This window comes from Shewanella nanhaiensis, from assembly GCF_019457885.1.
Classification (GTDB): domain Bacteria; phylum Pseudomonadota; class Gammaproteobacteria; order Enterobacterales; family Shewanellaceae; genus Shewanella; species Shewanella nanhaiensis.
In genome coordinates, this window is sequence record NZ_JAHZST010000020.1 from 25,524 (window position 1) to 43,593 (window position 18,070).

Below are 18,070 nucleotides of genomic sequence, written 5' to 3' on the forward strand. Positions count from 1 at the left end.
TATGGAAATGTGCTACAGATGTAGGGAACATCTAGCCCCCATGCGTTCGGGGATAAATATATCCTTATACAAATCCCCTCTAACGCTGTCCCTGCGTTCGGGGATAAGCACATCCATGTGCAAAAAAGCCCCAGATTTTCATCTAGGGCTTATCAATTTTGCAGTTAACTCTTAATATCTTTACCACGCAGTGGTCTCAATAGAGGTGCGCAGCAGATCTATTAAACGTCCAGATTAGCTACGTTCAAGGCGTTAGACTCAATAAAGTCACGACGCGGTTCAACGTGATCACCCATCAAGCAGGTAAACAGTTGATCCGCGGCAATCGCATCTTCGATGGTCACAACTAGCATACGGCGCGACTCAGGATCCATTGTAGTTTCCCACAACTGCTCAGGGTTCATCTCGCCCAATCCCTTATAACGTTGGATATAAAGGCCACGTTTAGAGTCATTCATCAACCAGTTAAGTGCTTCAACGAAGGTAGAGATCTCCTTCATACGCTCACCACGTTTAACGTAACCACCCTCTTCAATCAAACCTTCAAGGGCATTGGCTAGCTTGGTCATCAACTCATAATCATGTGAGTGAAGGAAGTCGTAAGTAAACAGGAAGTTAGTGTCGATACCGTGCTTACGGATAGTCACCTTAGGTAGGTAAACCTTACGCTCAGGATCGAGGAAAGCTTCAGCACTGTAGTGAACGCCACCGGTGTCACGATCTTCGAGGTCAGCCACATAGGCATCACACCACAGCTTCACTTTAGCCTCATCGGTCAATAGCTCATGGCTAAGACCTGGGTGATAAAGCATACGCTCAGTCAGTAATGTCGGATATCTCTGCTCAAGACGCTCAAAGATAGCTTCAACTTCACGGTACTGATAAACCAATCTCTCTAACGGTGCACCAGACATAGCAGGCGCATCGGCAGATGGATGGATCTCACCACCATCAAGTGCCAAGTTAGTTAGGTACTCAGTTAATGCAGGATCATCTTTAAGATACTGCTCTTGCTTACCTTTCTTCACTTTATATAGCGGTGGCTGTGCAATATAAACGTAACCACGCTCAATCAACTCAGGCATTTGACGGAAGAAGAAAGTCAGTAGCAGAGTACGAATGTGCGATCCATCGACGTCCGCATCGGTCATGATAACGATATTGTGGTAACGGGTCTTATCAGGATCGTATTCATCACGGCCGATACCACAACCTAGGGCGGTAATAAGCGTGACCACTTCCTGAGATGAAAGCATCTTATCGAAACGGGCTTTCTCAACGTTTAAGATCTTACCTTTAAGTGGCAGAATCGCTTGGTTCTTACGGTTACGCCCCTGCTTGGCGCTACCGCCAGCAGAGTCCCCTTCCACTATGTATATTTCAGAAAGAGCAGGGTCTTTCTCTTGGCAATCTGCAAGCTTACCAGGCAGGCCACCTAAATCTAATGCGCCTTTACGACGAGTCATTTCACGGGCTTTACGCGCCGCTTCACGGGCACGGGCTGCATCGATAATCTTACCGACAATCAGCTTAGCTTCGTTTGGATGCTCCATTAGGTAATCACCTAACTGCTCACCCATGGTCTGTTCAACGGCAGACTTAACTTCGCTCGATACCAACTTATCTTTAGTTTGTGAGCTGAACTTAGGATCCGGTACCTTAACTGAGATAACAGCGGTCAAACCTTCACGGGCATCATCACCAGTCGCACCAGTCTTACCTTTCTTGTTATAACCCTCACGCTCCATGTAGGAGTTAAGGTTACGGGTTAACGCACCACGGAAACCAGCAAGGTGAGTACCACCATCACGCTGAGGGATGTTGTTGGTGAAACAGAAGATATTCTCCTGGAAACCATCGTTCCACTGCATCGCCACTTCAACGGTAATGCCGTCATCTCGCTCTTGGATAAAGTGGAATACATCTTTGTTAACCGGAGTCTTGTTCACATTCAAGTAATCAACGAAGGCACTGATACCGCCCTCATACTTGAAAAACTCATCCTTGTTATCACGCTCATCAACTAAGCGGATACCAACACCTGAGTTTAGGAAAGAGAGTTCACGAACACGCTTGGCCAGAATATCGAAGTGAAACAGGGTATCGGAGAAAGTTTCGCTGCTTGGCCAGAAACGGATCTCGGTACCTGTGTTTGTTGCATCACCAATCGCTTTGATCGGTTCAACAGGCTCACCCATGTTATAGAACTGCTCATAAAGCTTACCATCACGACGGATCGTAAGTTGAAGCTTGCTAGATAGGGCGTTTACAACCGAAACACCAACACCGTGAAGACCACCGGAAACCTTGTAAGAGTTATCATCGAACTTACCACCAGCATGCAGTACCGTCATGATCACTTCTGCAGCAGAAACCCCCTCTTCAGGGTGAATGGCTACCGGGATACCGCGTCCATCATCTTTTACAGATACTGAACCATCAGCATGGATAGTGATGATAACGTCGTTACAATGGCCCGCTAAAGCTTCATCGATAGAGTTATCGACCACTTCGAATACCATGTGGTGCAGACCAGTACCATCGTCGGTATCACCGATATACATCCCTGGTCTCTTACGTACCGCATCAAGGCCTTTTAGAACCTTGATACTCGAAGAATCGTAACTATTCTCTGACATATTATTCTCTCGTCGGTTTATCTATTACCGTTACACACCCCTGTTCCACATGGAACATCTTACTTGGTGGTGTGGTTAACGAATCGACTATCGCTGCAGGATCGATAGCGGTGACAAAAATTTGTGCGCCGGTATCCATCAATTGCTGCAACAATAGTTGCCTGTGCTTCGCATCCAATTCCGATGGAAGGTCATCCACCAGATAAATACTATTTTTATCTGTTTGTTGTTTTAGCAACTTTCCCTGTGCAATACGTAATGCACAGACTAACAATTTCAATTGACCCCTAGACAAGGCATCTTGTACGGGCAAGGTGCCAACACGCAATCGTAAGTCGGCTTTATGGGGACCACTGCCTGTATTTCCCGCCGCGACATCTCTAAGATATTGCGTCTCGAGCAGTTGTCCAAAATCCGTTTTACTGTCCCAACCACGTGTAAATGAAACTTTCACTTCAACCTGAGGTAAAAACTCTACGATTATACCCTTAAGTTGTTCATTTAACGAGTCTACATATTCTTTTCGTATCTGGGTTACCAGCTCAGAATAACGCACCAACTCCTTATCCCAAAACTGAATCTGGCTATAGGAAACTTGATTTTTAAGTAGCTGATTTCTTTGCTTTAAAATTCGCTTCACATTGGCCCATGCCGAGTGAAAACTTTTATCACTATGAAACGCTCCCCAATCGATAAACTGACGCCTCGATTTAGGCCCCTCAAACAGCAAAGAAAAACTCTCAGGCGTGATCACCTGAATGGGTAAAGTCTCGGCTAAGGTCGATAAACGTTTTATCTTATCGCCATTGATCTTAACCTCGGTTTCACCACTTCTAAAACGGCGCAAACCGATTTTACTCTCCTGCTCGCCCAAACTCAGATTGGCAAACAGGGTCAACTTATCATCTTGGTGCTGAATCACCCTTTGAGACAGATGACTCCGAAAAGAGCGCCCCATTCCCAGAAAGTAGATCGCCTCAAGCAGACTCGTTTTACCACTGCCATTTTGCCCATAAATCAGATTTAAACCGTCACTGGGATGCAGTTGAGCAGAACTAATATTTCGAAAAGTTTCGATATGAAGACGTGTCAGGCTCATTTAGTACTCAATTCACACCCAGATGCTTGGCTTAGGCAACAATGACAATCTGTTGATAAAACGCAAAATAGCCAAGAAGATTAGCATATCCGTAAGCGACATCAAAGCCTCTAAAAATCATCAAATTAGCCCCAGATATAACCTAAAGAACAGAAACAAAAAAAGACTGAATAATCAGTCTTTTAATATAAACTCTTTCAGTATTGCTTTGCAGTAAAGCCCTACAGACGCATCGGCATCACAACATACATAGAGTCCTCTTCGATGTGATTCTCAATCAAGGCACTAGAGTTGCCATCAATTAAGGTGATACGCACATCATCCGAGGGTAGGTTATTGAGCACATCAAGCAGGTAACTCACATTGAAGCCAATCTCAAGGGGGGTATTCTCATACTCCACATCTAAGATCTCCTCCGCCTCCTCCTGTTCAGGGTTATTGGCAGTGATCTTAATTAAGTTCTCTTCAAGCTGAACACGCACACCACGGAACTTCTCATTCGACAGAATCGAGGCACGAAGTAGTGCTTGTTTTAGATGATTACGGCTCGCAACCACGACCTTGTCGCCGCCCTTAGGCAGAACTCGACGATAATCAGGGAAGCGGCCATCAACTAGCTTACTGGTAAACACAGCGCTTGCTGTCGTCGCTCTAATAGCGTTGTCACCAATCGCAATAGTGATATCTAACTCTTCACCTTCAAAAAGACGTTGAAGCTCAACAACACCTTTACGGGGAACGATAACCTGCTTTTCAGGCAAGGTATCCTGTATCTGTCTATGACTTAACGCCAAGCGATGACCATCGGTCGCAATGGCGCGCAGCACATTGCCCTCAGTCTCCAGCAGCAAGCCATTAAGGTAGTAGCGGACATCTTGGTTAGCCATAGAGAATTGAGTGGCATCGATCAGCGACTTCAATGTGCCCTGATTTATAGTGAACTCTATCTCAGCCTGAAAGGCCTCAACATTGGGATACTCTTCCGCCGGGAGTGTGGCTAAAGTAAAGCGGCTACGACCAGAGCGGAGTAACAGGCGATTTTCCTGTTGCTCAATTTTAAGCTCAACTTGATCGGGTAGTGATTTAACAATATCGAGGAATTTCTTCGCCGGAATCGTGGTGCGTCCCTCTTGGACCTCGCCTTCGAGCTGAACCTGACCAACCAATTCAACCTCTAAATCGGTTCCGGTCATCTTAAGTGAGTGACCACTCACTTCTACTAAAAGGTTTGCCAGGATGGGTAAGTTATGTCGTCTCTCCACCGCGCCTGTAACGAGTTGCAACGGCTTTAATAGGGCGTCCCTATCAATTGAAAATTTCATCAGTTCCAATTTCCCAGATTTATGAAGATAACGTACGGATCAAGTTAGCATAATCTTCTTTCGTGTCATGACTTTCTTCACGTAACTGTGCAATTTTACGACAGGCATGCAAAACAGTTGTATGGTCACGACCACCAAAAGCATCACCAATCTCTGGCAAGCTATGGTTCGTTAGCTCTTTAGACAGTGCCATCGCCACTTGACGTGGACGAGCAACACTGCGCGAACGACGCTTAGATAGCATATCGGCCATCTTGATCTTGTAGTATTCAGCTACAGTTTTCTGAATATTATCTATAGTGACCAATTTTTCCTGCAGAGCCAAGAGATCTCTAAGGGCTTCTCGCACAAAATCAATAGTAATTGGTCGACCTGTGAAGTTAGCATTCGCAATAACACGATTCAATGCGCCTTCGAGCTCACGAACGTTCGATCGTAAACGCTTAGCAATAAAAAATGCCACTTCATCTGGGAGGTTAATGCCACTCTCTTGTGCCTTACGCATCAAGATCGCCACACGTGTTTCTAATTCTGGTGGTTCAATTGCAACCGTTAGGCCCCAACCGAAACGCGATTTAAGTCTATCTTCAACACCATCGATCTCTTTTGGATAGCGATCTGAGGTTAAGATGATTTGATGATTTCCCTCTAACAGTGCATTAAAGGTATGGAAAAACTCTTCCTGAGATCTATCTTTATTAGCAAAGAATTGAATATCATCAATAAACAGTGCATCGACACTGCGGTAGTAACGCTTAAACTCTTCGATGGCATTATTTTGCAATGCCTTAACCATATCTTGAACAAAACGCTCAGAATGCATATATACCACTTTTGCATTCGGCTTATTCTTAATGATGCCATTACCCACAGCATGTAATAAGTGAGTCTTACCTAAACCGGTTCCGCCATAAAGGAAGAGTGGGTTATAAGCACCACCTGGATTTTCAGCGACTTGTAGCGCGGCCGCCTTACCAAGCTGGTTAGACTTACCCTCGACGAAGTTTTCAAACTGATAGGTAGGATTGATATTACTTCTGTGATTAGCCGTCGCTGCTGGCTCAGGGGCGTTAACATTAAACGCAGTCTGGCTCTTTTGCGGGCTCGACTCTAACTTAGGCTTAACCACCGCAGCGGTCGCCTGAATAGGTTTAGGCGCAGAAGGTTTGCTACCAATATCAAAACGTAGCTTAGGTGCATCGCTTCCCATCTGTTCAGTAAAGAACTGATTGATGATATTGATGTACTTATCTCTAACCCAGTCGAGTACAAAGCGATTTGGCGCATAAAGAACAAGTGTGTCCCCATCCATCTCTGCTTGCAAAGGTCTGATCCACATACTGAACTGCTGAGCCGAAAGCTCATCTTGTAGTCGCCCGATGCATTGCTGCCAAAGTGAAACCGCCACGTACTTATCCCCAAAAGATCACTCAAAGAAAGGTATTCTATAGTGAGATCACAATGATCGCTATCCTTATAATAACTTTATCCCCAGATAGATCGTCTTTTTGTGTAAATACCGATCCAAAAGGATCCCTAGGGATCCTTCTATTTTAAAAAAGCGTTAAATCCAGCTTTATTAAGCGATCCAGATCGATCTATAATTGGCGGCCTTAGATCAGCTTTATGATCACTGGATCCACAAGATGTAGTGTCCATGCACAGAGTTATCCACACTCAGTGGTAGCTTTGGATAACTGACTAAGGAATAATTTGCCGATATTTTTAACGCTTGATGCTTTTGCTTGTTGACGAGCAAACTTAAAGTGATTACAATTCGGCCTCTTTTTTGCCCTTACCTTAATTATTTTTTGAGTGTAAGGATTGTTAACTACCAAAGACGGATTGCCACAATGAGTAAACGTACTTTTCAACCAAGCACCCTAAAGCGCAAGCGTTCTCACGGCTTCCGCGCTCGTATGGCTACAGTAAGCGGCCGTAAGGTACTGGCTCGTCGCCGTGCCAAGGGTCGTGCTCGCCTTTCAGCTTAATTTTAAGTTGGAACTCAGGTGACTATTAGCTACACCTTTACGCGGGAGTTACGTTTGTTAACTCCCGCGCAATTTAAATCTGTATTCTCAAAACCCATCAAAGCTTCCTCCGCTGAAATAACTTTACTTGCTATTCCAAATACTGAACAACATCCGCGTATCGGACTCACTGTTGCTAAGCGTTTTGTAAAGAAAGCCCATCAGCGAAACAGAATTAAACGTATCATTAGGGATAATTTTCGTCTGCATCAGCACGAACTTCCCGCTATCGATATCGTTGTGCTCGTCAGAAATGGCGTGGTAGAGATGGAAAATGCAGAGCTCCATAAATTGGTAGAAAAGCTATGGCGAAAACTCAATCGCCGTTACAATGGCTAGCAACCACGTTAATTCGTGGCTACCAAGTCTTCATCAGCCCCTTTTTAGGGGCTAATAAGTGCCGTTTTCATCCAACTTGTTCCACATATGCGATTGAAGCGATTCGTTTGCATGGATCTGTAAAAGGTTGTTGGCTTGCTGCACGACGCATACTAAAATGTCACCCTTTGCATCCGGGCGGAATCGATCCCGTCCCCCCAAAAACACACAGGTGTAATAAATAGGCTATGGAATCTCAACGCAATATATTGCTTATCGGTCTGCTTTTTGTCAGCTTTTTGCTTTGGCAACAGTGGCAGACAGATCAAGCCCCACAACCAGTAGCGACTCAATCTTCATCGGTTGTCACTGCTTCGTCAGCTTCTGATTCTCACAGCTCTGATGTACCCGATGCAGACTCAGCACTTCCTGCTGCCGTTGTCGCATCGAAAGATCTCATCACAGTGAACACTGATCAGTTAATCATTAAGATTAATCCGGTTGGTGGTGATATCGTTTATTCAGCCCTAGTTGAACATAAACTTGAGCTAGAAAATGACGAGCCATTCGTACTACTAGAGCAAACTAATGATATTAACTATATTGCTCAGAGTGGACTTATCGGCCGTGACGGTATCGACAGCAGTGTTAAGGGCCGCGCGCACTTCGACAGTGCTTCACGCAACTACAGCTTAGCTGCAGATCAAGACACTCTAGAAGTGCCACTGACCTATGTTGCTGAAAATGGTGCAACTTACACTAAGATGTTTATCTTCCATCGTGGCAAGTTCGACGTAGATGTCGATTATGTTATCGATAACAAAACAGATAAACAGCTGCAAGTTCAGATGTACGGTCAGATTAAACACAGCATCAAGAAAAGCGAAAGCAGCATGATGATGCCTACCTATCGCGGCGCGGCTTTCTCGACTCAAGACACACGTTACGAGAAGTACAGCTTCGAAGATATGGCTGATAAGAATCTAGACAAGAAAACGTTAGGTGGCTGGGCAGCGATGCTACAGCACTACTTCGTATCTGCTTGGGTACCACCAGCGAACGATCAAAACATCATCTTCTCTAGCATCAGTGCTGGCGGTCAGGCAAACATAGGTTTCCGTGGCGCCATCTATGATGTAGCACCTGGAGCGACTCAAGAGATCACCTCTCAGTTCTACGTTGGTCCTAAAGATCAGGCAGCACTATCGGCTATCTCTCCAAGTCTTAACTTGGTTGTCGATTATGGTTTCCTATGGTGGCTAGCAGTACCAATCTACAAGCTATTGATGTTCTTCCAATCAATTGTAGGTAACTGGGGTGCAGCAATTATCCTTATCACCCTAACGGTACGCGGTCTGTTATACCCACTGACTAAAGCTCAATACACCTCTATGGCTAAGATGCGTAATCTACAGCCTAAGCTTGCTGAGATGAAAGAGCGTTTCGGTGATGACCGTCAGAAGATGGGTCAGGCCATGATGGAGCTGTACAAGAAAGAGAAAGTTAACCCTATGGGTGGCTGTCTACCTATCTTGTTACAGATGCCAATCTTCATCGCCCTATACTGGGTACTGCTTGAAAGTGTTGAACTGCGTCATGCACCGTTCATGCTTTGGATCACCGACCTTTCGGTACAAGACCCTTACTACGTGATGCCAATCCTAATGGGTGTCTCTATGTTTGTGATGCAGAAGATGCAACCTATGGCACCGACAATGGATCCAATGCAGGTTAAGATGATGCAGTGGATGCCAGTGGTATTTACCGTGTTCTTCCTATGGTTCCCTGCAGGTCTAGTACTTTACTGGTTAGTGGGTAACTTAGTTGCAATCACGCAGCAGAAGATCATCTACGCTGGTTTGGAGAAAAAAGGGTTAAAATAACCCTTAACTCCAACTAAGAAAAAGCGGTTAATACTTGGTATTGGCCGCTTTTTGCTTTTTATGAGAGATATACTTTTCTAACTTATCTTCATTTTTCATTATCCAAATGTAGGAATCACAGTAATGACAACAGATACTATCGTGGCACAGGCAACCGCTCCCGGGCGAGGCGGTGTAGGTATCATTCGGATCTCAGGAGACAAGGCCAGCGATGTTGCTATGGCCGTGTTAGGTCACCTGCCAAAGACACGATATGCCGATTACTGTGACTTTAAAGATGCCGATAACGGTGTAATTGACCAAGGTATCGCCCTCTACTTCCAAGGCCCAAACTCCTTTACTGGAGAAGATGTGCTTGAGCTACAGGGACACGGCGGCCAGATAGTTCTAGATATGCTGATTAAGCGTGTTATGGAAGTGGACGGTGTACGTATCGCTAAACCAGGTGAGTTCAGCGAGCAAGCCTTTATGAATGACAAGATGGATCTAACTCAAGCGGAAGCGATTGCCGATCTTATCGATGCCACCAGCGAACAAGCGGCTAAAAGCGCCCTAAACTCACTACAAGGCGAGTTCTCGGTGCAGATACATGAACTCGTTGAGCAGGTCACCAACCTGCGCTTATATGTCGAAGCAGCCATTGACTTCCCCGACGAAGAGGTCGATTTCCTCTCTGACGGTAAGATTGCAGGCTCACTTAATCGCATCATCACTAAACTCGGCAACGTACAGGCCAGTGCCAAGCAAGGCGCCATCATACGTGAAGGGATGAAAGTGGTGATTGCAGGCCGTCCCAATGCAGGTAAGTCTAGTCTACTGAATGCATTGGCAGGCAAAGAGTCCGCTATTGTCACCGAAATAGCCGGTACCACACGTGATGTCCTGCGTGAGCATATCCACCTAGATGGTATGCCACTGCATATTATCGACACTGCCGGTCTTCGTGATACCGATGATACCGTCGAGATGATAGGGATTGAGCGCGCCTGGGCTGAGATAGAGACCGCAGATCAGGTACTCTTTATGGTTGATGGCACCACAACCGATGCCGTCGATCCCCGCGAGATCTGGCCAGACTTTATCGACCGTCTGCCTAAAAATTTAGGGATCACTGTGGTGCGCAACAAAGCCGATATCACAGGGGAGCCTTTAACCTTAACCCAAGATCATGGCCACAGCGTATTTAAGATCTCAGCCAAAACAGGCTTAGGCGTTGAATCGCTACAACAGCACCTTAAATCATTAATGGGCTACCAAAGTAACCTTGAAGGTGGCTTTATCGCACGACGTCGTCACCTAGAAGCCCTAGATCTTGCCAGCAGTCATCTGATGATAGGTAAAGAGCAGTTAGAGGTCTATTTAGCGGGTGAACTGCTAGCCGAAGAGTTAAGGATGACCCAGATGGCCTTGTCTGAGATTACCGGTAAATTCACCTCTGATGATCTGCTCGGCAAGATCTTCAGCAGCTTCTGTATCGGTAAATAGCAAAATAAAAGAGTGCCATCTATTTCTCAGATGGCACTCATACAACCCCAATGTGAATACTCATCTGCGCTCAACTTATCCCCAAACCACTTCAAAAAGATGGATCCTGAAACAAGTTCAGGATGACGAAAACTGCTCAAAATAGAGCGATCTACAAGGGTAAAAAAAATGATGAATTTTATCCCCAAACGGTGGATAAAACTCCATCTATATACTACCCACCACAGGATCCCACAGCTATCTTGACCCCATAAAATTCAATGATCTTGATCAAAACAATCAACAGAGATATCAACAAGCTGTGCAAAGTCAACTTAAGATCTTAACCCCTGTTTAGATCCTTGTGTAAGATATTGATTTTTATTTATTTAAAAACAGATCTACTTTTAAATAAAACTAAATAATTATTAAAAAATATTTTCGCTGTAGATAAGTTATACGCAAATAGATCGATTAAAATAGTGATCTACACGGTAAAAGATCTTTTTATCCACAAGGGATCATAATTGCCTTAACAGAACCTAGCTTGTTTTCGGCCATTTACACCTCAAAAAACAGATTAAAAATTTAAATCTCAGCAAAAAGCATCGAGGTATTCTGCTATTTTAAAAAACTAACTTTTTAACTTTTTCTGCTTTTAAAAATCACTAAGCCAAGTCTGTTTCATAAAAATTTAAAAACGGTTCATTTTATGTCCAATACGCGACTTGCTTTACGATATTGGATCTTCCAACCAAGCCAACGAGGCAGCTCCCAACGCTTAGGACCCCCCTTTCTTAATCCACTGGCATAAACTAGGGTGACCAGCTTACGTTTTGGTTGATACTCTACACTCAACTTAAGCTCAGCCAGTTCCAGCTTTAAGGGGTACATGGCATCAAACTCCTCACGCTCCCACTCAGGTATCCCCTCAAACAGAAGATCCTCAGGCTCTACAAGCTCAAGATCATCGAAAGACTCAACCCCTAACTCAGATAACTTATCCTTAAGGTAAGTGTTAAGTTCCAAGACCGGCATCTCACTCTCTGCTCTACCTAATGCTAACCAGATATTCCAAGCTGAGATATCACGCTCCAAACGAGCTGCAACGCCCTTAAAAATTCGTCCAACGCTGATACTACGTACTATCGCCTCAATGGCTTGCCCCCCCTCAACCTCCTTGAGGTGAGTACCTATCACCCTGCCAGCATAGAGGGTTTCCACAAGAAGTTTATGTTTACTTCCCTGTTCACGATTATCCGCCAGGCGCTCCTCACCTAAGCCAGCTTCAAGCAGCATCTTCACACTAATAGGTGCCATGCAGCTGGCTAAATTAAGCGTCTGCTTACTGCCTTTACCTGCAATAGAGTGTTGATCAAACACCAGAGCAGCAAGGGCGCTCTCTCGGCCCTGGCTATCTTTAAGTTCACTGCAGAAACGACTATCTCGACCTATCTGAACCTCACTAAAACCATTGCCTAGAGCTGTTATTCGTTTTTCACGACGCACAAAAGCCAACTCAGGTAGCGCCTTTATCACCTCAAGTAACCAAGATTGACGCAACTCTTGCCTTGCAGCTTGTAGAGGACTCTCTTGAGCCAGCGACACTAGACCAAGAGAGCTGCGGATTTGATTCGATAGCAAACACGCCTCCTTTCGAGCATCACTATTTACCTGTACAAATTCAGGCGGTTTCTCACGAACAAGCTTAACTAACATCCAAGCATCACAGCCGATTGGCTCCCACTCATTAAGCTCTTTTAACTCTTGTTCAGAGCTTGGCAACATAAATAGACGTTGTGACACACTCAAACCAGCAGCAAGGTCCACCATCAAGCCACGACTCTCATCATCAGGCATGGCGCTTATCAGATGAGCAAATTGGGTGTCTATCGGTAGTGGCAGTAACTTAATACCGTGAGGAGTAATGGCTCCCTGTTTGTCGATTGCTCCCATGGCAATTAGCTTAGTCTCGGCTATCTCCAATGCTTTAACAGGAATAGCATCGACAAACTTAAGCTCACTTAAAAGATGATCATTGGAAGCAGCCGCTAACATAGGTTCCACCAGCTCTTCACGTTGTAACTCAGGAGGAGTGATAGCCTCCAGTGGCGCCCCCATTCCCCATAAACGAACACAGATCCCCTCCGCAGTTCGACCTGCGCGTCCCATACGTTGATTACTGCTGGCTTTAGAGATCCGCGCTAACGACAACACAGTACGGCCATTTCGTTGATGAGTTCTACGCTCAAGTCCTGAATCCACCACAGCAGTGACTCCAGGGATAGTCAGCGAAGTCTCGGCAATGTTAGTGGCAAAAATAACCCTTTGTTTATCTGAGTTTTGCAATATCGCTTTTTGCTCGTTGGCAGAGATGCCACCATGGAGCCCAAATAGCTCAAGTTGTGATTGTGCTCCTGTCAGAGACACGCATGCCTGCAAACAAGATTGGATCTCACGCTTACCAGGAAGAAAAACCAGAATATCCCCTTTGGTTTCAGATAAAAGCCCAGATATCACTGTTTTTACCCTCTGCTCCACACCACGAACATCAGGCAGATGGTGACTCTCTTTCGCCTCATACCTAAGTTCCACGTGGAACCTTCTTCCCTGTGCCTGTAATCGGCGAGCACCAATAGCAGAATCTCTTCCTAAATAATCAGTTAACCTCTCACCATCTATGGTGGCTGAGGTCAGTATTAGCCTAAGGTTTTTATGCTTTTCAGCCTTAGCTTTAAGCATCGCCAACAGCAGATCTGTATCCCAACGTCGTTCGTGGAACTCATCGATAATCACAGTATCAAAACAAGCTAAACCCGCCTTCTCATCATCACCCTTTGGCATCGACAGCCAGCGCAGTGCTATCCCTGGGGTCACAAAGGCTATCTGAGTCTTATCTGTCACCGTAGAATCGAAACGTATGGCATAGCCCACCTTATCTGTAGAGCCATCAGCCTCCTGCATTAAGGTGCTAACAAAAGCGCTTAGCGCCAAACAAGCCACCCGCCTTGGTTCCACAACCAGCACCCGCTTACCTTTGCCACTTTCACCAGACTTGATATTACTCACTTCAGCACACCAAAGGGGCAAACGGGTAGATTTACCCGAGCCAGTATCGGACTCAATCACTAAGTGATTGTCTTTAAATGCTAATTTAAATTCATCATAGATTGCGTCGATTGGCAGAGAGGTGAGCATAGATTGGTGGCTTTTAGAGGGCATAGGGATAACGACAAAAGTGGAAAAGTTCAGACAAGTCTAACGGGCAAAGTCTGTTGAGGAAACAAGGTAAAGCCAATCAATATCTGAACGGCACTATTAATATCAGAACACCCATATTAATAAAATTTGAACCAATACTAAACCTGATTAAATCAAACTAATTTATAGTCAAAAAACTTACGATTTTCAGGGCCTGCGGCATTACTGCTGATCTTATTCCCATGTTTATACTCATCCCAGCTGGCCACGTTTCGGCCCCTATTTAAATGTGGAAAGTTTAGATGTGGAGAGCTCTGGTGTGAAGGGCTTAGATGTGAAGAGTTCATCTCAGAAGCGTTTTGTTCACTATCAAAACTTAAAAAATTGAGTAACTTAGACAAACTTCCCTCTTCACTGATATTTATACTCATCAAGTTATCTTGATGCTGCTCTGCTGGGCTGAAAAACTCAAATACCTCTCTCTTATGGCGCTGATAACACTCAACTAAATGTTGTCCATCCATAGGCTCTCTCACCTCGCCTACACCGAAACTGTGGCTAAAACTACGCTTTAAGATGGGATGAAAGCGCCCAGTTTTCCTGTCTAGATGGGGCAACATACGGCTTAATAGCATCTGCATCGATGGCACCCAAGCCTCAAGCTCTCTATCGAGATAGATGAATTTAGCTTGTGGATATAACCTAGCTAACTGCTTGTAATCACTGAAACAGGGAGCATCAGACACGATATCCGCCAACTCAAAGGTCTGCTTAGTGAATCCCTGATGTGCCACTTTAAAACCCTGCTCAAGCAGTGCCACGCTGACGCTTGTTGTACCCGATCTTGGTAGGCCTATGATGAAGGCCTTAGTCATCTTTTTATGGTTAGATGTTGGGTTTGCAGTAGTGTTTGTTGTTGATTTACTGGTTTCGGTCATAGATTTGGCTTTTTAGCAGGTGTTAGCCAGCGGTGGATGGATTGTAACACTAGATTGAGGAACCTTGTCGGTTAACAAGTTTGGCAAATAACTTTCTGTGTTAGGTTTTAGTTTCATCTGGCTGTCATTTTTACTTTGAAGTTTGTTAGCTTCAACGATGAAGCTATTTCATCGCTTTAACCATTTAATCTAATTTGGTTTTTTATACTTAGTCGATAATTGGAAACCATAACCTTATTGGTGTTAATCGCCTCCAGCGGGGCTATGTGTAGACACTTCTACGAGACGCCGTGAATATATCCCTATAGGCTCTACCAAAACATCCTTGTTTTGGAAGCTCGTAGCCGTATCTACACCTGTTGGTAGAGCCACTTATGTCTCTTCGATTTGGCTTTTCTTCGTGTTCTCCGTGGTGGGTTGCTTTTGATTGTCTCTTTAGCCGTTAAGTTGATCTATTTTTGATGACCGACTCAGATTTTTTGCAAATACTCAGACAAGCTTTACGCAAACAAACAGTCGTGATGAGGCAATTAGGATCCCTGTTTGCCTCACTATATGAGGCAAATAACTTGTTATTCGACTCATATAGTGAGTAGAATAAAGTGTGTATTCGACTCAAGGCGATAGATATGTGGATTTGGCAGCAGACTGATTGGCCTAATTTTCGTTGGGATAACGGCAAAATCTCGCAGTTACTGCGTCAGATTAACTTCAATCAAGGTCTACTTCTTGGCAAGTTAGATCAAGACCCTTCAGCCCAAATCACACTCGATACGCTTTTGGCGAACATCATACATTCAAGCGCTATTGAAGGTGAAAAGCTCAATGCCTTCTCGGTACGCTCATCCTTAGCCAATAAACTTGGTGTCAGTGACAAAAAGCCATTCCCCACCACAGTGCAAACTGATGGCCTGGCAGAGATGACCTTAGATGCATTACAAAATTGGCAATCAGAGTTAACCTTAACGCGAATACTAAACTGGCATCATCTACTATTCCCTGAAGGCCATAGTCTATTTAACTCTATCCAAGGTGGAACCTTACGGGGAGAGGAGCCAATGCAAGTGGTATCGGGCCGTATAGATAAGCCCAAAGTACACTTCGAAGCGCCTCCTCGCTCAATACTCGATGGTGAACTTGAGCAGTTTATTGCTTGGTTTAATCATTCTCGTCACGATACTGATCTAGATCCCTTAATTCGTGCGGCAATAACACATCTATGGTTTGTGACCTTGCACCCTCTCGATGATGGTAATGGCCGTATTACTCGACTACTTACAGATTTAGCCCTAACCCAAGCTGAACACAGGTCAATCCGTTTTTATGCCATGTCTGTTACTGTGTTAGAGCGCCGCCAAGCCTATTACGAGATGCTAGAAACAAGCCAAAAAGGTGAACTCGATATCACAACCTGGCTTGTCTGGTTCTTAGATACGCTCAACGCGAGTTTACAAAAATCATTAGATGATATAGCGCAAACGGTGGCCAAAACCAACTACTGGCAACGAGTCGAGCAGACATTAAGTGGTAAAAAGCTGACAACTGAGCAAGTCAAAGTGCTTAATCGGCTTTTAGACGGTGAGTTTGAGCTTGGAATTAGCAGTAGCCAGTACCAAAAGGTCGCTAAAGTAAGCCGTGCAACAGCCACACGTCATTTAGCCCAGTTAGTTGAACAAAAGTGTTTGGTTAGGACGGATGCTGGTGGACGAAGTACCCGTTACTTGCTAGCTAGCAAGTAACGTAAATAGCTTTTCTGGTTAGGTTTCTTGATTCATTTCGATGTTTTAGTACTTGGTGGATTAAAGATAATCAAACCTTCATTGGTGTTTATCGCCTCCAGCGGGGTTACGTGCAAGTAATCCTTCAACACGCTATAAACCCATCCATGGGCGCTCTACTATTTCATCCTTGAAATATAAGGTCTCAGTCTCACTTACACCTGTTGGTAGAGCCATGACTCACTTCTTCGATTTTGCTTTTCTCTGAGAGCTCCGTGTTCTCCGTGGTGATAGCTTTAATGCTGTGAAAGCTCATCTTGCTTTGGAAGCTATAGCCACATCAACACCTGCTGGTAAAGCCACAGTTATCTCTTCGATTTAGCTTTTCTTCGCGTTCTCTGTGTTCTCCGTGGTAGATAGCTTTGATTGTCTCTTTGGCCGTTAAGTTGATCTATTTTTGATGACCGACCCAGTATTTACTGATCAAATTACAGATATGAGGCAATTAGAGGGCTTATTCGCCTCATATAGTGAGGCAAATAGATATATTTAATGAATGCATACACTATTGTTCGCTAAGGGCACCTTTTAATGCGCCTCTATTCGTTTCAACCACCATGATTGCGATGGCAAGAAACACCCAATCTTTGAGCAGAAAGAAGTTCGTTATCAGTACTCCATCTGAGACTTTCCAGGTATCTGGTGTCGTCAGCATAAAACTGAGTGTCACTACAAAAATACCCATCGCAGATAACCCAGATACCAAACCGACTTTCGCGTTTTTAAATCCCAACAGCAGGCCTATGCCTACAAGAATTTCAACCGAGCCAATAAGATTCGAAACAGTTTGTACAGAGAACAGCTGGTAAACCCAACTTAACAAGGGGTGGTTCACTATCAAGGGCTCAATCAACTTAGCCTCAGTAGCAGTGAACTTATAAACGCCCAACCACAGCAACACCAAAGATACACCTAGCACACCAAACAGATAGCCAAAATTTGTTGTTTTCATCGTATTTAATCCCAAAGACACTACTTCGATTAAGTAGCAATGAATGAGACAGCTGTTATCAAAAAAATCTTTCAACTTGTCGAATAACAAGTTGATCAAATATTTTCTTAGTTCGCTTTTGGTTTCATTTGGCTTTCATTTTTACTTTGAGGTTTATGGAATAGCAAAATCTTACTTTGATCTATAACCTGCGGTTCGCTGTATGTGTAGACACTTCTGCGAGACGCCGTGAATATATCCCTATAGGCTCTGCCAAAACATCCTTGTTTTGGAAGCTCGCAGCCGTATCTACACCTATTGGTAAAGCCACAGTTATCTCTTCGATTTAGCTTTTCTCCGCGTTCTCTGTATTCTCCGTGGTGGATAACTTTTATCTTGATATTAGAAAGGAGCGGCGTAGCCCTTCAAGAACGTTCACAGGCTCACAACTAAGACACTACGCTGCG

Annotated in this window: 13 protein-coding genes; 6 read left to right on the forward strand and 7 right to left on the reverse strand. The window is 44.5% G+C overall.

Annotated features, from left to right (window positions below):
• Window positions 1-221 precede the first annotated feature (221 nt).
• The 4 genes from gyrB to dnaA all read right to left on the reverse strand — a co-directional run bounded on the left by gyrB (window position 222) and on the right by dnaA (window position 6,468).
• Window positions 222-2,639 (reverse strand): DNA topoisomerase (ATP-hydrolyzing) subunit B, encoded by a 2,418-nt coding sequence (gene gyrB, locus K0625_RS20880; protein WP_220111413.1) that lies wholly within the window; start codon window positions 2,637-2,639, stop codon window positions 222-224.
• A gap of 1 nt (window position 2,640) precedes the next feature.
• Window positions 2,641-3,738 carry a DNA replication/repair protein RecF gene (gene recF / locus K0625_RS20885; protein WP_220111414.1) on the reverse strand — a complete coding sequence of 366 codons (1,098 nt, stop codon included), beginning with the start codon at window positions 3,736-3,738 and terminating at the stop codon, window positions 2,641-2,643.
• A gap of 221 nt (window positions 3,739-3,959) precedes the next feature.
• Window positions 3,960-5,060, reverse strand: a complete 1,101-nt coding sequence (gene dnaN, locus K0625_RS20890) for a DNA polymerase III subunit beta (protein ID WP_220111415.1) — start codon at window positions 5,058-5,060, stop codon at window positions 3,960-3,962.
• 19 nt (window positions 5,061-5,079) lie between these two features.
• Window positions 5,080-6,468 carry a chromosomal replication initiator protein DnaA gene (gene dnaA, locus K0625_RS20895; protein ID WP_220111416.1) on the reverse strand — a complete coding sequence of 463 codons (1,389 nt, stop codon included), beginning with the start codon at window positions 6,466-6,468 and terminating at the stop codon, window positions 5,080-5,082.
• Window positions 6,469-6,913: 445 nt separating this feature from the next.
• On the opposite strand from dnaA, the gene rpmH reads away from it, so the two are divergent.
• The 5 genes from rpmH to mnmE all read left to right on the forward strand — a co-directional run bounded on the left by rpmH (window position 6,914) and on the right by mnmE (window position 10,776).
• A complete protein-coding gene (gene rpmH / locus K0625_RS20900) occupies window positions 6,914-7,051 on the forward strand; it encodes a 50S ribosomal protein L34 (protein ID WP_012327497.1) in 138 nt (45 codons plus the stop codon).
• 24 nt (window positions 7,052-7,075) lie between these two features.
• On the forward strand, window positions 7,076-7,429 hold the full coding sequence (gene rnpA, locus K0625_RS20905; protein WP_157582146.1) for a ribonuclease P protein component: 354 nt from the start codon (window positions 7,076-7,078) through the stop codon (window positions 7,427-7,429).
• Complete coding sequence (gene yidD / locus K0625_RS20910) at window positions 7,396-7,653, forward strand: membrane protein insertion efficiency factor YidD (protein WP_012327495.1); 258 nt, start codon at window positions 7,396-7,398, stop codon at window positions 7,651-7,653. The genes rnpA and yidD overlap by 34 nt, the downstream gene beginning before the upstream one ends.
• A gap of 3 nt (window positions 7,654-7,656) precedes the next feature.
• Entirely contained in the window at window positions 7,657-9,291 is a 1,635-nt protein-coding gene (gene yidC / locus K0625_RS20915; RefSeq protein WP_220111417.1) for a membrane protein insertase YidC, read from the forward strand.
• A gap of 123 nt (window positions 9,292-9,414) precedes the next feature.
• Entirely contained in the window at window positions 9,415-10,776 is a 1,362-nt protein-coding gene (mnmE, locus tag K0625_RS20920) for a tRNA uridine-5-carboxymethylaminomethyl(34) synthesis GTPase MnmE (protein WP_220111418.1), read from the forward strand.
• A gap of 684 nt (window positions 10,777-11,460) precedes the next feature.
• Here the strand turns inward: mnmE and K0625_RS20925 are convergent.
• A complete protein-coding gene (locus K0625_RS20925) occupies window positions 11,461-13,977 on the reverse strand; it encodes a helicase-related protein (protein WP_220111419.1) in 2,517 nt (838 codons plus the stop codon).
• Window positions 13,978-14,129: 152 nt separating this feature from the next.
• Window positions 14,130-14,894, reverse strand: coding sequence for a sulfotransferase family protein (locus K0625_RS20930; protein ID WP_220111420.1), 765 nt, complete (start codon window positions 14,892-14,894; stop codon window positions 14,130-14,132).
• Window positions 14,895-15,523: 629 nt separating this feature from the next.
• Between K0625_RS20930 and K0625_RS20935 the strand changes: the two genes are divergently transcribed.
• The gene (locus K0625_RS20935; RefSeq protein ID WP_220111421.1) at window positions 15,524-16,633 is read left to right on the forward strand and encodes a Fic family protein; all 1,110 of its coding nucleotides are present in this window, start codon (window positions 15,524-15,526) and stop codon (window positions 16,631-16,633) included.
• A gap of 544 nt (window positions 16,634-17,177) precedes the next feature.
• On the opposite strand, the gene K0625_RS20940 is transcribed toward K0625_RS20935, so the two are convergent.
• Window positions 17,178-17,624, reverse strand: a complete 447-nt coding sequence (locus tag K0625_RS20940) for a DUF417 family protein (RefSeq protein ID WP_220111422.1) — start codon at window positions 17,622-17,624, stop codon at window positions 17,178-17,180.
• Between the last annotated feature and the right edge of the window lie 446 nt (window positions 17,625-18,070).

Coding starts and splice junctions, on each gene's coding strand:
- gyrB (WP_220111413.1), bottom strand. CDS start 2,639: ATGTCAGAGAATAGTTACGATTCTTCGAGTATCAAGGTTCTAAAAGGC.
- recF (WP_220111414.1), bottom strand. CDS start 3,738: ATGAGCCTGACACGTCTTCATATCGAAACTTTTCGAAATATTAGTTCT.
- dnaN (WP_220111415.1), bottom strand. CDS start 5,060: ATGAAATTTTCAATTGATAGGGACGCCCTATTAAAGCCGTTGCAACTC.
- rpmH (WP_012327497.1), top strand. CDS start 6,914: ATGAGTAAACGTACTTTTCAACCAAGCACCCTAAAGCGCAAGCGTTCT.
- yidD (WP_012327495.1), top strand. CDS start 7,396: ATGGCGAAAACTCAATCGCCGTTACAATGGCTAGCAACCACGTTAATT.
- yidC (WP_220111417.1), top strand. CDS start 7,657: ATGGAATCTCAACGCAATATATTGCTTATCGGTCTGCTTTTTGTCAGC.
- mnmE (WP_220111418.1), top strand. CDS start 9,415: ATGACAACAGATACTATCGTGGCACAGGCAACCGCTCCCGGGCGAGGC.
- K0625_RS20925 (WP_220111419.1), bottom strand. CDS start 13,977: ATGCCCTCTAAAAGCCACCAATCTATGCTCACCTCTCTGCCAATCGAC.
- K0625_RS20930 (WP_220111420.1), bottom strand. CDS start 14,894: ATGACCGAAACCAGTAAATCAACAACAAACACTACTGCAAACCCAACA.
- K0625_RS20935 (WP_220111421.1), top strand. CDS start 15,524: ATGTGGATTTGGCAGCAGACTGATTGGCCTAATTTTCGTTGGGATAAC.
- K0625_RS20940 (WP_220111422.1), bottom strand. CDS start 17,624: ATGAAAACAACAAATTTTGGCTATCTGTTTGGTGTGCTAGGTGTATCT.